The sequence below is a fragment of the Arthrobacter sp. NPDC093139 genome (assembly GCF_044754165.1).
Classification (GTDB): domain Bacteria; phylum Actinomycetota; class Actinomycetes; order Actinomycetales; family Micrococcaceae; genus Arthrobacter.
Genome location: NZ_JBIVOO010000006.1, coordinates 147,525 through 162,452 on the forward strand (window position 1 = coordinate 147,525; position 14,928 = coordinate 162,452).

12 protein-coding genes and 1 tRNA gene are annotated in these 14,928 nt (G+C 62.8%); 2 read left to right on the plus strand and 11 right to left on the minus strand.

What is annotated here, in order from left to right:
• Positions 1–62: 62 nt before the first annotated feature.
• Positions 63–359 carry a winged helix-turn-helix domain-containing protein gene (locus ACIP90_RS11785; RefSeq protein ID WP_400579606.1) on the plus strand — a complete coding sequence of 99 codons (297 nt, stop codon included), beginning with the start codon at positions 63–65 and terminating at the stop codon, positions 357–359.
• On the opposite strand, the gene ACIP90_RS11790 is transcribed toward ACIP90_RS11785, so the two are convergent.
• From ACIP90_RS11790 to ACIP90_RS11825, 8 genes are all read right to left on the minus strand, one after another.
• The gene (locus ACIP90_RS11790) at positions 278–1,459 is read right to left on the minus strand and encodes an alpha/beta hydrolase family protein (protein WP_400579504.1); all 1,182 of its coding nucleotides are present in this window, start codon (positions 1,457–1,459) and stop codon (positions 278–280) included. The two genes, ACIP90_RS11785 and ACIP90_RS11790, sit on opposite strands and share 82 nt — an antisense overlap.
• Entirely contained in the window at positions 1,443–1,757 is a 315-nt protein-coding gene (locus ACIP90_RS11795) for a hypothetical protein (protein ID WP_400579505.1), read from the minus strand. Before ACIP90_RS11795 ends, ACIP90_RS11790 begins: the two co-directional genes overlap by 17 nt.
• A gap of 118 nt (positions 1,758–1,875) precedes the next feature.
• Positions 1,876–2,913 carry a hypothetical protein gene (locus ACIP90_RS11800; protein WP_400579506.1) on the minus strand — a complete coding sequence of 346 codons (1,038 nt, stop codon included), beginning with the start codon at positions 2,911–2,913 and terminating at the stop codon, positions 1,876–1,878.
• Positions 2,910–3,398: a hypothetical protein gene (locus tag ACIP90_RS11805; protein ID WP_400579507.1), complete on the minus strand. Its 489-nt coding sequence runs from the start codon at positions 3,396–3,398 to the stop codon at positions 2,910–2,912. Before ACIP90_RS11805 ends, ACIP90_RS11800 begins: the two co-directional genes overlap by 4 nt.
• A gap of 257 nt (positions 3,399–3,655) precedes the next feature.
• On the minus strand, positions 3,656–4,369 hold the full coding sequence (locus ACIP90_RS11810; protein ID WP_400579508.1) for an HNH endonuclease family protein: 714 nt from the start codon (positions 4,367–4,369) through the stop codon (positions 3,656–3,658).
• A gap of 155 nt (positions 4,370–4,524) precedes the next feature.
• Positions 4,525–4,800 (minus strand): hypothetical protein, encoded by a 276-nt coding sequence (locus ACIP90_RS11815; protein WP_400579509.1) that lies wholly within the window; start codon positions 4,798–4,800, stop codon positions 4,525–4,527.
• Positions 4,801–4,875: 75 nt separating this feature from the next.
• The gene (locus ACIP90_RS11820; protein ID WP_400579510.1) at positions 4,876–6,006 is read right to left on the minus strand and encodes a tyrosine-type recombinase/integrase; all 1,131 of its coding nucleotides are present in this window, start codon (positions 6,004–6,006) and stop codon (positions 4,876–4,878) included.
• Between the two features lie 87 nt (positions 6,007–6,093).
• Positions 6,094–6,175 (minus strand) — tRNA-Leu (locus ACIP90_RS11825).
• A 207-nt stretch (positions 6,176–6,382) separates the two neighbouring features.
• Between ACIP90_RS11825 and ACIP90_RS11830 the strand changes: the two genes are divergently transcribed.
• Entirely contained in the window at positions 6,383–6,988 is a 606-nt protein-coding gene (locus ACIP90_RS11830; RefSeq protein ID WP_400579511.1) for an ANTAR domain-containing response regulator, read from the plus strand.
• A gap of 157 nt (positions 6,989–7,145) precedes the next feature.
• Here ACIP90_RS11830 and pyk read toward each other — a convergent pair whose 3' ends face one another.
• From pyk to gltB, 3 genes are all read right to left on the minus strand, one after another.
• Positions 7,146–8,630, minus strand: a complete 1,485-nt coding sequence (gene pyk, locus ACIP90_RS11835) for a pyruvate kinase (protein ID WP_400579512.1) — start codon at positions 8,628–8,630, stop codon at positions 7,146–7,148.
• Between the two features lie 70 nt (positions 8,631–8,700).
• The gene (locus ACIP90_RS11840) at positions 8,701–10,158 is read right to left on the minus strand and encodes a glutamate synthase subunit beta (RefSeq protein ID WP_400579513.1); all 1,458 of its coding nucleotides are present in this window, start codon (positions 10,156–10,158) and stop codon (positions 8,701–8,703) included.
• A complete protein-coding gene (gltB, locus tag ACIP90_RS11845; RefSeq protein WP_400579514.1) occupies positions 10,151–14,767 on the minus strand; it encodes a glutamate synthase large subunit in 4,617 nt (1,538 codons plus the stop codon). Before gltB ends, ACIP90_RS11840 begins: the two co-directional genes overlap by 8 nt.
• Positions 14,768–14,928: the final 161 nt, after the last annotated feature.

Here is a 14,928-nt window from a genome sequence, read left to right on the forward strand (position 1 = left end):
TCTACAGCGGGCCCGAAAGGTTTCCTCGTCACCGGGTTGTGGTCTCCATGGCGAACATCTTGATGAATCGGACGAGAAGCAAGATCATCCGCTTCTTGATCGCCCATGGTCCGGCAACATGTCATGAAGTAGCTGCTGCTTTAGACAGGACCGCGCCGTCCCTCCGAAGCCACCTGAACCTGCTCCGCGAATCCGGAATTCTGATCCTCGCGTCCGGGCGATACATTGCGCAACCGAATGAGATCGAGAGACAGTCAGCCGAGCTTTCAGCGGCGTTTCAGTCCGCGGGTAGCGACTTCAAGAAGTTGGACACGGTGGCCTCCCACTTCTCTGTATCGCCATTCCACTCCAACGAGTGACCCGGAACGTCGAAGCGCTCCAACTGAACCAGATCTGGGCGCAGCTCCGCCAACCGCTCCGACACGGCCAACGGCGTCGACTTGTCCCTAGCTCCATGCAGGATGAGCGCCGGCCTTTTCAGGTCCGTGGCGCGGGCTACCCAATTCAGAGTAGACAGATCAATCGGCTGCTTGAGGCCTGTCACCCGACGGCCCGTCTCACTACCCAACATTCTTAGGCCCAGCCTGGTCACCGGTCTTGGAAGCCCGCTGGAGCTGCCATTCGACGTTAGTGTTACAGCCCAATCCAGTACAGGAGCTATCAATACCAACCCGACTATTCGATCCGAGTGGACCGAGAGGTGGGCCGCGCGCATAGCCATGGAGCCGCCCAAAGACCATCCGAACAACACCAGGCGCTCCGCACCGTGATCCATTGCGAATTGGATCGCTGCCTCGAGGTCGAGCCATTCATTCTGCCCCAGGGAGTAACGGGAATCGTTCGACGGCGGCGCGTCGCCATCGTTGCGGAATGACACCACCAGCGAGGTGAGGCCCAGTTGTTGGGCGACGGGAACACCCCGAAGGACCCCCGCCCGCTTTCCCCCCATCCCGTGGACGTGGATTGCCCACGTCGAGGCTGTGGGGCCAGCAGTTAGCGGCGGGAATTTCCAGGCCGGCGCAATGCCGTCACCGACCTGGACCATCACATGTTCGAACGGTAGGCCCAGTTGCTCGGGTTTGGAGTATGCGTATCCACTCCAAATGCCGGCCCTGGCGTCATGCAAGTTGCCAGAATCGACTCGCTCCACGAGTCGCGTCACCGTGCCCGCCCTCGTGTCTTCATCCACGACGCCGCCTATGCAAGCGTGGCCCTTGCCGCTGGCGAACCAAAGGCTGTACCGGCCCGGCGCCGTCGTCAGGGGCGTACTCGGCAACTCAATGTGCAACACGCCATCTTCTTTTGTACTAAAGACTCTTCGAACCTCGAGGTCCTCCCGGCGCGTGGTCGACGGCACCACCACGCGGCGTGCGAAGTATCCAGCAGCTAAGAATGTGGCGGAAGCTGTGCCGAGGGCAGCCAAGGAAAGCACCCCCAGCAGCTTAGGAATTCTCATCATCTCGCCTGGCATGCTTGTCGATAACATCCCTGAGGCGGGCCAGAGTCTCGGGAGACAATTCCTGCAATTGCCTGGCCGCAAAGTTCTTGACGCGAGCTTCCCTCATCGACTTCAAGAGATCGAGCTGGGCCTCCACCAATTCAGGCACCTCTGCCGAGTCATCGAGAAGGTACCGGCGATCCACGCCGAAAAATTCAGCGAGGTTCTGCAGCAGTTTCTGGTCCATGGCCAGCGAGCTATCACCGCTGCGCATATAAGCCCACCGCGACCGAGACAGCGGCGTGCCGCGATCGGCCATGCTTTCACTGATCTCCCGGTACGAGAGGGGTCCTCGCCCTTGAGACTCATACAGGTCGAGGAGAAGGCTAAGTTTTCTGGCGAGCCTGGTCTTGGGCGACTCGCGAGGCTCCGCAACGTCATCTGTCACCTATGCCGTGCCTCCTCCCCCAAATTGCCGGGCTGACTCGACTTTCCTGTACGCCGTTGTGGGAGGCGAGGAAATTTTCTGTCCGGGTCACGGTTTGCCGATCAGCTTCATCCAGCAACTTAGCAGCAGATGGGTCCATCAAGAGCGCGTCTTGAATCTCAACGAGCATCCTATGGAGTTTTCGGGTGGAAACATCCCTGCTTTCGATGCCTTCGGCAGGAGCGGCCAAGCGGGTGTCTTTGCGGGTGGCGGTGGCTCTTTCCCAAATGTCGGTGAGACTCTTCACCAACCCTTCTCGAGTCCTCAGCTCGATGCGGCGAGAAATCCGACGCGCGACCGGCGGCAAAGCCAGGCCGACACACAGAAACAGCATCGCTCCAACGAAGCTCACGTCGTAGACAACGGATAGCTTCCCCATTGTGGACAAGTCTCCAAGCAGGTGCGCGACATCCATCCCCAATACCGCGAACACAACTATCAGAGCCAGGAGGCAGCCAATGCCAATGAGGATGAAGGCGAGCCGAAAGTGAAAGCTGGCCATCCGCCGTCGGAATCTAAAGCAGACGTAACCCGTCACGCTCACGACCATGCCGATGTAGACAAACTGGATGGCCGAGTAAAGGGCGGCAGCAGGCTGATCCCCATAGTCGACCATAAACCGCGTCGACGAGACCGGCGCCTGAATGCTGAAGAACGCAATAATCAGGCCCGCGGTGACACACCCCAGAATCGTCAGGCCCAGACGGTCCCGGGGGACGGATGGATCATTGAACTCCGCCGCCCGGAGGATCGCCTGGGACAGGAAGTAGATTCCAACGACCATCAGGATGTTCGCGCAGAGATCCAGAAGGTTGCGGTCGCCAAGCGCTGCATCACCGGCGACGTATATCGGGTCAATATTCAACGCAAGCGCGGTTGCGATCGCCACTGCAGCGATAAGGATGCTGTGGTCCTTTCTGGCGCGCACTCCAAGCAGGAGGCAAAGGACCAGAACCCAAATGACAGAAGCCGCGATTGTCTGGATCACCCGAAAACCTGCTCGAATGATTTCGGTTCCAAGGTGCTGTCGCGGATTGCTGCGGCGAGAAGATCTGCGAGTGTCTCAGCCGCGGCCTCCATATCGTCTACGAAGCTGCTCCTCGCCAAGGCAAGCGACACCATCTCGCCGTCAAGGTTTGGGAAGAGGCTACCCGCGTACTTCGACGAAATGCCCACCTCGTCATGCCGCAGGATCATATGGCCAAGCTCATGGAGGATGAACTGCTGCCTGTGGAGAACCGAGTCAGTGACCGCGTGCAGAATGATTTCCCGAGAATCGGTGGACAGCCACAAGCCGCATACTTCTGTGCCGTTGAGGATCGTGGTGGCTTCGATCTCGATCCGACGACGGCGGCGGGCCGCCACGATCCCAATGAGCCGCTCCAGAGTCAGGTGGCTCGGCAGCCGCAGCGTTTGAAAAGCTTCCGCCGCAACCTGTGCTGGATCTGATCTACTCTTTGTTTGCTTGTCCATACCGCCCCCTCTTGCAGCGGACAGCAAGGGTGGCTGTTCAATCACAACCACCCGCGGCGCATTGGGCGCCTCATCGTCCATTGAACGCCCGGCGTCTGGACATGTCCAGAGAGGAAAACTTAGAGGCCGACAACCAAGAGAACCACGGGATCTATGTACCGGGATCGGTAGCACAGACGTCTGCACTTTCGGATGTGTCTCGAAACAGCTATTAGTTCTAGTGAAGAATTGGATGCCTCGCTAAGACCTGGCGTGCCTTACTGGCAGGATTTCAGCACACCTGCGATCGCATAGTGCTCGGCCTGGGTCATCCATAATTTGTACTTGGCTTTCACGGTGACCTGCTTGGAGACGTATTCGCATCGAAACACTTTGTTGGGAGGCAGCCACGTTGCTGCGTCCTTATCACCTTTCGCGCCATTGGTTGGGCCGTCCGTTGCCATGAGGTTAAGCGGGTCATTGGCCAGTTCCTTGCGTTGTTCACCACTGAGTTGCTGGGCGCCCTTTTGCCAGGCGTCGCTGAGGGGAACGATGTGGTCGATCTGTACGGCGGTACTGGTGTCTTGGCCCCGGACGAAACTGATGGTGGTGCCGGTGTACTTATCGGCAAGGGTGCCACTGGTGACGACGCAATTGTTCGTGCCGGACTTGAAAATTTCGTCGGTAAGGTCCCGAGCCAGGATGTCATTGCGGGTGTCGCAGCCGTTGCGGTCCGTGTCCGCCCAGGCCGGGCCGAACTCGTCGCGGGAGTAGCCTGTCTTCGGCGCACGGCCCTTCACCGGGATCGCCTCCAGTTGCATAAGTGCATTGGTGGCGTCGCGTGAGGAGGCCTGCCCACCGGCAGCCGGGTCCGAGGCAGAATCAATGACTTCAAGGGCCTCGGCAGCAGCTTCACAACCGGAAAGGGAGCCAGCCAGCAGGATGGCAGTAGCAGCTGCCAGGGACTTGGTGGCAAAGCGGGAATTCTTCATGGTCCTTCTTTAGTCAGGGGCTTCCCACGGTAGCGTTTGATGCTGTCCCAAACCGGCACCCAATTCTGTGGCGCCTGTTACATACCACCCCCCACTCGCTGGGCGGGGTGGCCCCGGGCCGTTTCCTGCAGCCAGATATCCCTCGGGCGATTGACCTAATTCGCGGTAGCAAGCCTGACTTTGGCTCGGGTCCCAATAAGCCTCTCTTGGGACGCTGGCTGATGCCTCATGGGGAGCCGAGAACCTGTGCTGCCGGGGAGGATCTCGCTCAGCTTGGCGATTTCCATAATGTGCTCAGAAGTGAATATGATCTTTCCTTTGCCCCAGCACGCGTGGGGAAAGCGACCGCTGGTCGCGCCGTCGCGCAGCCATGACTCCGTGCAGCGCATGAGGGCGGCAGCTTCGGCCGGCTCGAAGAATTCGATGTCCACGGAAACCTCCATCAGAAAAAACCGGTTTCCAGATTCATGCCAGCAAAAAGGCTCGCCGACATGACTCGGGCAAGGTCACCGCTGGAAGGCCGTCACCGATCGCTCAGTGGCGTCAGCACCAGCTTGGAGCGCTTCCGGCATCAAATGCCCGTATACCTGCTCAGTTGTCCTCGTAGAGGCGTGCCCCAGCCGCCGCGAGATGGTGAACAGAGGCACGCCGTCCTGGATCAGCCAAGACGCATGGGTGTGCCGCAGATCGTGGATCCTCGGATTCTTCGTTAGCCCAATAGCCTGCGCGGTGCGAACAGCAGGAACCCAGTAGTGGTGCCAGTAGAGCTTGTGGATGATCCGCCCGCCCTTGGGCGTCGTGAACACAAGTTCCTTTCCCGGCTTGCTGGCAACCAGCGGGATCAGCAACTCCACAACAGCCGGATTGAGGCCGATAGTGCGCTTGCCGGCACCGGTCTTCGTGGCACCCACGTAAAACTGCGACTGCCCGTCCCGTTTCCAGGCCTTATTGATCCGCGCGGTGGGCGGCTTGGAGAGCAGGTCTACGTCCGCCACGGTCAGTGCCGTGGCTTCCCCAAAACGCGTCCCCGTCATGACCAAGAAGTTGGTGAAGGCTTTGTACCGCTCCCCCATGCCTTCCATGATGAGGCTGAACTCGGCATGGGTGAGGAACATGACCTCGTCCTCCGCCTTTTCAATCGGCGGCAGCTGCACGCCCCGGCAGGGGTTCCGCGAAATGTACCCCAGCATCTCTGCAGTGTTCATCGCTGCCGAAATCAAGCCATGCACGTTATGGACTGTCTTCGGCGCAAGACCCTTTGCCATCATCGACTCGACCCAGTGCGCGATCAGCCGATAGTCGAGCTTGTCCACCGGTATATGTCCGATGACGTTCCGCACGTGACGGTCCAGCATGGTCTGATACGTCTTGGTGGTTCCACTTGATGGCCGGATCAGGAGATCGATGTGCTCCTGGATAACTTCAGCCACAGTAGGCGTCCGCTTCGCATTCGTCAGAATTGCGTGCTGGGCAATTTCGAAGGACTGGCCGTTGGCGTCCAAGAGACGCTTCAGGGTCTCAGCTTCGACGAGAGTGGCAACGGTGAGACCCTGCTCCGAGTGAGTCTTTGAGTCCCGCCAGCACACCATGAAGGAGGTTGAACCGTCCTTCTTCTTGCGTTTGCGAATGCTGGCCACACAAAAAACGGTACGCCGCTGTCCACACTTTTGGTGGTTTTGTCCACACTCCTTTGGCCATTAGGCCTCTGACCTGCGGAAACACTGTGCCCGAGGTGGGACTCGAACCCACACACCTTTCGATACCGCATTTTGAGTGCGGCGCGTCTGCCAATTCCGCCACTCGGGCGCGGAGTACACGGAGTAACAATCGTAGGCCCACAGGGTGATTGTGAGCAACGCAGCCACTTCCAGTGCGCGGAATTACTCTACATGCAGATAGGCTAAAGTCCAGAATCGCGCCAGCGCCGCCGCACCAAGCCATGTAGATCCAAGTACAGCCGCGGGTCCCAACTAAGATAGTCATAGTCCCGCCGTACCTTTTCAAGGAGATCCCGTGTCAGAACCGACGGAGTCAAACACCACGTCCCAGCCGGCGCGCCGCGTCATTGTGGCTGAAGACGAAACCCTCATCCGCCTGGACATCATCGAAATCCTGCGCGGCGAAGGCTACGACGTTATCGGCGAAGCAGACAACGGCGAGAAGGCCGTGCAGCTGGCCGAGGAGCTCAAGCCCGACCTCGTCCTCATGGACGTCAAGATGCCCGTCATGGACGGCATCTCCGCCGCCGAGAAGATCGTCAAGGCACGCATCGCCCCCGTGGTCCTCCTGACCGCTTTCAGCCAGAAGGAACTCGTGGAGCGCGCCCGCGACGCCGGCGCCATGGCGTACGTCGTCAAACCCTTCACCCCGGCAGACCTCATCCCCGCCCTGGAGATCGCCCTCTCCCGCCACGAGGAAATCAAGGCCCTCGAGAGCGAGGTCACCGACCTGCAGGAGCAGTTCGCCACCCGCAAGCTCGTGGAGCGCGCCAAGAGCCTGCTGACCACCAAGATGGGCCTCACGGAACCGGAAGCCTTTCGCTGGATCCAGAAGACCTCCATGGACCGCCGCCTGAGCATGCGCGAAGTCGCCGAGACCATCATCAACCAGGTCAACTAACTCAAGAAAAAAGAGGAGGATCCCCCGCCGGTGAACTGGCGGGGGATCCTCCTCTTTTTTCAGCACTACAGCAAACACGAAAGGGAGGGTCCCCACCGCGTTCACACGCGAGGGGACCCTCCCTTTGTCGCTTCAGCTGCTCAGCAGCGGCTGCGGCTTAGCTCTTCTTCTTCTTTTCCGGCCACGGGCCGAGCTTTTCGCGGGTGCCCTCGCCCATGCGCGCGGTGTCGGCGAGGTCGCCCACCTTGTGGACCTTCAGGGAGTTGGTCGAACCGGCCTTTCCGGGAGGGGAACCGGCTGCGATGACCACCAGGTCGCCATCTTCCACGAGCCCCATGTCCAGCAGGCTGCGGTCCACCTGGGCCGTCATTTCATCCGTGTGGCCCACCATGTCGACGAGCTGGGGCTGGATGCCCCAGGTCAGTGCCAGCTGGTTCCACACCTGCTCCACCGGAGTGAACGCGAAGACCGGCTTGATCGGGCGGAGGCGGGACAGACGGCGCGCGGAGTCGCCGGACTGCGTGAACGTACAGATGTACTTGGCGTCCAGCTGGTCGGCAATTTCGACGGCGGCACGCGTGATGGCGCCACCGCGGGTCTTGGGCTTGGTGCCCAGCGGGGGAACGCGCTCCAGGCCGTGCTCTTCGGTGGACTCGATGATCCGGGCCATAACCTTGACCGTTTCGATCGGGTACTTGCCGACGCTGGTCTCGCCGGAGAGCATCACTGCATCGGCGCCGTCGAGCACGGCGTTGGCGCAGTCGGAAGCCTCCGCGCGGGTGGGCCGCGGGTTGTCGATCATCGACTCAAGAACCTGGGTGGCCACGATCACGGGCTTGGCCCAGCGGCGCGCCAGTTCGATGGCACGCTTCTGCACGATCGGCACTTCCTCCAGCGGAAGCTCCACACCGAGGTCGCCACGGGCCACCATGATGGCGTCGAACGCGTCGATGATTTCGTGGAGCTGGTCCACGGCCTGCGGCTTCTCGATCTTGGCGATCACCGGAACGCGGCGGCCTTCTTCGTCCATGATCTCGTGGACGCGCTTGATGTCGGTGGCGTCACGGACGAAGGAGAGCGCAACGAGGTCGACGCCGCGGCGGATGGCCCAGCGGAGGTCGTCCTCATCCTTCTCGCTCAGGGCGGGGACGTTCACGGCGACGCCGGGAAGGTTGATGCCCTTGTTGTTGGACACCATGCCACCAACAGTCACTTCGGCGACAACCTTGACGTCGTCCACCTCGATGGCGCGCAGTGCAACCTTGCCGTCGTCGATCAGGAGTGCGTCGCCCACGTTGACGTCCTCGGTGAGGCTCTTCAGCGTGGTGGAGCAGATCTCCTTGGTGCCGGGCACGTCTTCGGTGGTGATCGTGAAGATGTCACCGACGGCGAGTTCGTGCGGGCCGTCCACAAAACGGCCGAGGCGAATCTTCGGGCCCTGGAGGTCGGCCATGATGGCCACGGCCTTGCTCAGGTCCGAAGCTGCCTTACGGACGTTCTCATAGGTGTTGTCGTGCACGGAGTAATCGCCGTGGCTCATGTTCATTCGGGCTACGTCAACGCCGGCTTCGAGCACCGCGAGGGTGTTCTCATAGCTGGCAATGGCCGGTCCGAAGGTGGCCACAATTTTTGCGCGTCTCATATACCTACCCTATTGGTCTCTTGCGTTGGTTAAGTTGTCGTGGAGGTGAACGTTCCCCTCCGAGGCATAACTAGAGGACGGCGATGGCGCGGTCCGTCGGTGCAACGGGAGCGGGCAGAATCGTGCTCCCCATGAGGTACTTGTCCACAGCCGCGGCTGCGGCGCGTCCTTCGGCAATGGCCCATACGATCAGGGACTGGCCGCGTCCGGCGTCGCCGGCCACGAACACGCCCTCGGTGTTGGTCATGTAGTAGCCGTCGCGGGACACGTTGCCGCGTCCGTCGAATTCGGCGTGGACCTGTTCGGTGATGCCGGCGGGCTCGGCGCCGGTGAACCCCAGGGACAGGAACACCAGGTCGGCGGGGATGATCCGCTCGGTGCCGGCCTTGGGGAGCCGCTTGCCGTCAACGAACTCGGTTTCGGCAACCTTGACGCCGGTCAGCTTGCCGTTTTCGCCGACGAACTCCACTGTGGAGGCGAGGTAGGTGCGGACACCGCCTTCTTCGTGGGCGCTGGCCATCTCGAAGAGCGTCGGGAAGGTCGGCCACGGCTGGTGGCCGGCGCGCTCCGCCGGAGGCTGCTTGCCGATAGCCAGAGTGGTCACCGAGGCGGCACCATGGCGGTGCGCCGTGCCGAGGCAGTCGGCACCGGTGTCGCCGCCGCCGAGGATCACGACGTGCTTGCCCTTGGCGTGGATCTGGTTTTCGACCTGCTCCCCCGCCACCACACGGTTGGCCGGAACGAGGTAGTCCATCGCGAAGTGGACGCCGTCGAGCTCGCGTCCCGGGATCTTCAGGTCGCGCGGAACGGTGGCGCCTGTGGCGATGACCACCGCGTCGTACCGGCGGCGCAGCTGCTCCCACGTCACGTCTGTGCCGACGGCGACGCCGGTGCGGAAGCGTGTGCCCTCGGCCTTCATCTGCTCGAGCCGGCGGTCCACCTGCTCTTTCTCCATCTTGAAGTCGGGAATGCCGTACCGCAGCAGGCCGCCGATCTTGTCGTCGCGTTCATACACGGCGACCGTGTGGCCCACACGGGTCAGCTGCTGGGCGACGGCAAGGCCGGCCGGGCCGGAACCGACGACGGCGACCGTCTTGCCGGTCAGGCGCGCCGGGGGCAGCGGGTTGACCCAGCCGTTGTCGAAGGCCTCGTCGATGATGGAGACTTCGACCTGCTTGATCGTCACGGCAGGCTGGTTGATGCCCAGCACGCAGGACGCCTCACAGGGGGCCGGGCACAGCCGGCCGGTGAATTCAGGGAAGTTGTTGGTGGCGTGCAGCCGCTCAATCGCTTCCTCGCCCTTGTCGCGCCACATGAGATCGTTCCACTCGGGAATCAGGTTCCCGAGCGGGCAGCCCTGGTGGCAGAACGGAATACCGCAGTCCATGCAGCGGCCGGCCTGGCTCTTGAGGACACCCTTTTCCTGGGCCTCGTAGACTTCCTTCCAGTCCATGATGCGAACGGGAACGGGGCGGCGTGGCTGGGTTTCACGCTGGCGTACTTTCAGAAATCCGCGTGGGTCAGCCACCGGTCACCTCCAGGATTCGAGACCAAACTTCTTCGCCGTCGGGGTCCAGGCCCTCTTCGATGGCGTCGAGACGGGTTTGCAGCACAGCCGCATAGTCGCGCGGCAGCACCTTGGTAATGCGGGCAGCGGTGTCATCGAAGTTCTCGAGCAGGCGCACGGCCAGCTGGGAGTCCGTCTCTTCGACGTGCTTGACGAGGAGGCCATGCACGATGTCACGGTCCTCGGCGTCCAAATCGCGGAGCTGAAGCTCACCGGATTCCAAAGCCTGCTTGTTGACCCGGGTGCTGTCGAGGTCCAGGACGTAGGCCGTACCACCGGACATGCCGGCGCCGAAGTTGCGTCCGGTCCGCCCGATGATCAGCGTCTGCCCGCCGGTCATGTATTCGCAGCCGTGGTCGCCGATACCTTCGACAACCGCCGTGGCGCCCGAGTTGCGGACCAGGAAGCGTTCGCCCACCTGGCCGCGCAGGAACAGCTCGCCGCTCGTGGCGCCGTAGCCGATCACGTTTCCGGCGATCACGTTGCTCTCGGCCTGGAACACATTGGTGCGGTCCGGACGGACGATGATCCGTCCGCCGGACAGGCCCTTGCCCACGTAGTCGTTGGAATCGCCGTACATGCGCAGCGTGATGCCGGCAGGCAGGAAGGCGCCCAAGGACTGGCCGGCGGTGCCGGTCAGCGTGACGTCGATCGTGTCCGTCGCGAGGAAGTCTGTGCCGAAGGTCTTGGTGACCACGTGGCCCAGCATGGTGCCCACCGAACGGTCCGTGTTGATGACGTCCACGGCGATCTTCACCGGTGCGCGGTCGGTCAGCGCCTCGGCGGCCATCGTTATCAGCCGCTGGTCGAAGTGCTTGTCCAGCTCGTGGTTCTGGCCTGTCAGGTTGCGCAGCGGCGCGTCGTCGTCGAACTCCAGACCGTGCAGGATGGGGTCGAGGTCCAGGCCTTCGGCCTTCCAGTGATTGATCGCCTCGCGGGTGTCCAGCATTTCGGCGTGTCCAATGGCTTCCTCGATGCTCCGGAAGCCGAGTTCCGCAAGGATTTCGCGGACCTCTTCTGCCAGGAACTCGAAGAAGTTGACCACGAATTCGGGCTTGCCGCTGAAGCGGGCCCGCAGTTCGGGGTTCTGCGTGGCCACACCGACCGGGCAGGTGTCCAGGTGGCAGACGCGCATCATGATGCAGCCTTCCACCACCAGCGGTGCCGTGGCGAAACCGAATTCCTCGCCGCCGAGCAGCGCGGCGATGACGACGTCGCGGCCGGTCTTGAGCTGGCCGTCCACCTGCACCACCACGCGGTCGCGCAGGCCGTTGAGCATCAGGGTCTGCTGGGTCTCTGCGAGACCCAGCTCCCACGGGACACCGGCGTGCTTGAGCGAGTTCAGCGGGGAAGCGCCGGTTCCGCCGTCGTGACCCGAAACGAGCACGACGTCGGCCTTCGCCTTTGTCACACCGGCGGCAACTGTGCCGATGCCCACCTCGGAGACGAGCTTAACGTGTACCCGGGCCGAGGGGTTGGCGCGCTTCGCATCGTAGATAAGCTGCGCGAGGTCCTCGATCGAGTAGATGTCGTGGTGCGGGGGCGGGGAAATGAGTCCGACGCCGGGGGTCGAGTGGCGTGTGCGGGCAACCCAGGGGTACACCTTCTGGGCCATCAGCTGGCCGCCTTCGCCGGGCTTGGCGCCCTGGGCCATCTTGATCTGGATATCGTCCGCGTTGCTCAGGTACAGGCTGGTGACACCGAAGCGGCCGGACGCGATCTGCTTGACGGCAGAGCGGCGCTCGGGATCCAGGAGACGGTCAATGTCCTCGCCGCCTTCACCGGTGTTGGACTTGCCGCCCAGCCGGTTCATCGCGATGGCAAGTGTCTCGTGGGCTTCCTTGGAGATGGAGCCGTAGCTCATGGCGCCCGTGGAGAACCGCTTGACGATGCTGGAGACCGGCTCCACTTCCTCGAGCGGCACGGCGGGGCGGAGGCCCTCCTTGAACTTGAGGAGCCCGCGCAGGGTCATCAGGTTCTCGGACTGGTCATCCACGCCCTTGGTGTAAGCCTTGAAGATGTCGTAGCGGCGCTCACGCGTGGCGTGCTGCAGCCGGAAGACAGTCTCCGGGTTGAAGAGGTGGGGCTCGCCGTCGCGGCGCCACTGGTACTCGCCGCCGCCCAGCAGGGGGCGGTGGGGCTGCTCGATGCCGCCCTCGGGGTAGGCCATCTGATGCCGGGCGGAAACCTCGGCCGCGATGACGTCCAGGCCAACGCCGCCCAGCTGGGAGTGCGTGCCGGCAAAGAATTCGTCCACGAGCTCCTGGCCCAGGCCAAGCGCTTCGAAGGTCTGGGCGCCGGTGTACGAGGCCACCGTGGAGATGCCCATCTTGGACATGATCTTCAGGACGCCCTTGCCCAGGCCCTTGATGAGGTTGTACACGCCGTCCTGCGGGGTCACCCCGACGACGTCGCCGGCCGCGATGAGCTGCTCCACGGATTCCATGGCCAGATACGGGTTGACAGCGGAGGCGCCGTAGCCCACGAGCACGGCGACGTGGTGCGTCTCGCGGACGTCGCCCGCTTCGACCACGAGCGCCGTCTTGGTGCGGTTGGCGCTGCGCAGCAGGTGGTGGTGCACGGCGCTGACCAGCAGCAGCGAAGGAATCGGTGCCCACTGGGCGTTGGAGTCACGGTCGGACAGCACTACGTACTGCACTCCGCGGTTAATGGCCCCGGACACCTGCTCGCAGATCTCGGTGAGGCGGGCGCGCAGGGCGTTTTCGCCGCCCTCCGGGCGGTACAGGCCGCGGACTTTCATGGCCACGCGGTTGCCGTCAGCGTCCTCGATGTTGGCGATCTTGGCCAGCTGGTCGTTGTTGATGACTGGGAACGGCAGGGAGACCTGCGGCTGGCGGACCTGCTTGGTGTCGAGCAGGTTGCCGTTGGGACCGATGGCGCAGGTCAGCGAGGTGACCAGCTCTTCGCGGATGGCGTCCAGCGGCGGGTTGGTGACCTGCGCGAAGGACTGCACGAAGTAATCGAACAGCAGGCGAGGGCGCTTGGACAGCACCGCCACCGGAGTATCGGAGCCCATGGCGCCCAGCGGCTCGGCGCCGGTCCGGGCCATGGGGCCGAGCAGGATCTTGAGCTCTTCGGTGGTGTAGCCGAACGTCCGCTGGCGGATGTTCACGGACGCTGCCGTGTGCACCACGTGCTCGCGCTCCGGCAGGTCGTTGAGGTCGATCAGGTTGTCCTTGACCCATTCGGCCCAGGGGTTGGCCGCGGCGACTTCGGCCTTGACCTCTTCATCGTCGATGATCCGGCCGGCTTCGGTGTCCACAAGGAACATCTTGCCGGGGGAAACACGGCCCTTCTTGACCACCTTGGAGGCTTCGACGTCGATGACGCCGACCTCGGAGGCGAAGACAACAAGGCCCTCTTCTGTGATCCAGTACCGGCCCGGGCGCAGGCCGTTGCGGTCCAGCGTGGCGCCGACCAGGTTGCCGTCGGTGAACGAAACGGCGGCGGGCCCGTCCCACGGCTCCATCAGCAGGGAGTGGTACTCGTAAAACGCCCGGCGTGCCGGATCCATGGTGGCATGGTTTTCCCACGCCTCGGGGATCATCATCATGATCGAATGCGTGATGGGGCGTCCGGACAGCCAAAGCAGCTCGGCCACTTCGTCGAAGGACGCGGAGTCCGATGCACCAGGGGTGCAGATCGGGAAAAGCTCCTCCGGGGAATCACCGAGCAGCGGGTTGGCCAGCTGCGACTGGCGGGCGCGCATCCAGTTCCGGTTGCCCTTTACGGTGTTGATCTCACCATTGTGGGCGATGGTGCGGAACGGCTGGGCCAGCGGCCAGGACGGGAAGGTGTTGGTGGAAAAGCGAGAGTGGACGATCGCCAGCTTGGTCTTGAAGCGCTTGTCGGAGAGGTCCGGGTAGAACGGCTCCAGCTGGGCCGTGGTCAGCATGCCCTTGTAGACGATGGTCCGGGAGGACAGCGACGGGAAGTACACGCCGAACTTGTTCTGGGCACGCTTGCGGATGCGCCAGGCCCGGGAGTCCAGTTCGTTGCGGTCAAGCTGTTCCCCGGTGGCGGAAGCGAAGAACGGCTGGGAGAAGTACGGCATGCAGGCGCGGGCCATGGCGCCGACGAGGTCGGCCACGACGGGCACTTCCCGCCAGCCAAGGACAGTGAGACCCTCGTCGGCAGCGAGGCCTTCGATGCCTGCTTTGGCGGCGCCGGCTTCGCGGTGCTCTGCGGGGAGGAAGGCGGTGCCCACGACGTACTGCCCGGGTGCCGGGAGTTCGAATTCGGTGACGGCCCGGAAGAACTCGTCCGGCACCTGCATCAGCAGTCCGGCGCCGTCGCCCGTTCCCTCATCTGCGCCCACAGCTCCGCGGTGCTCAAGGTTGCGCAGGGCCGTCAGCGCGGCGTCAACGATGTCGTAGCCGGGTTCCCCGCGCAGCGTGGCGATGATCGCAAGACCGCAGGCGTCCTTCTCCTGCTCCGGGTTGTAGAGCCCGGACGCCTCCGGGAGCGCCGCGAATCGCTTGAACGGCGACATGGCGGCGTCTGGCTGGTTCGGTTCAGACCAGCTGGGGCTGTGAAGAGTTTGGGTCATGGGAGACGTCCTTCCTCCTGATCGTGCGTATGGAAGGGACAACGTTGGCCCCACTCAGAGCGCCGGTGTGATGGGCACAACAAAGTGTTAATTTACTGGAAATTGTAGGGCAGAGAGGACTGCAGGACTAACAGTTACGCAGGCTCCCGGCCCGGGCTTGA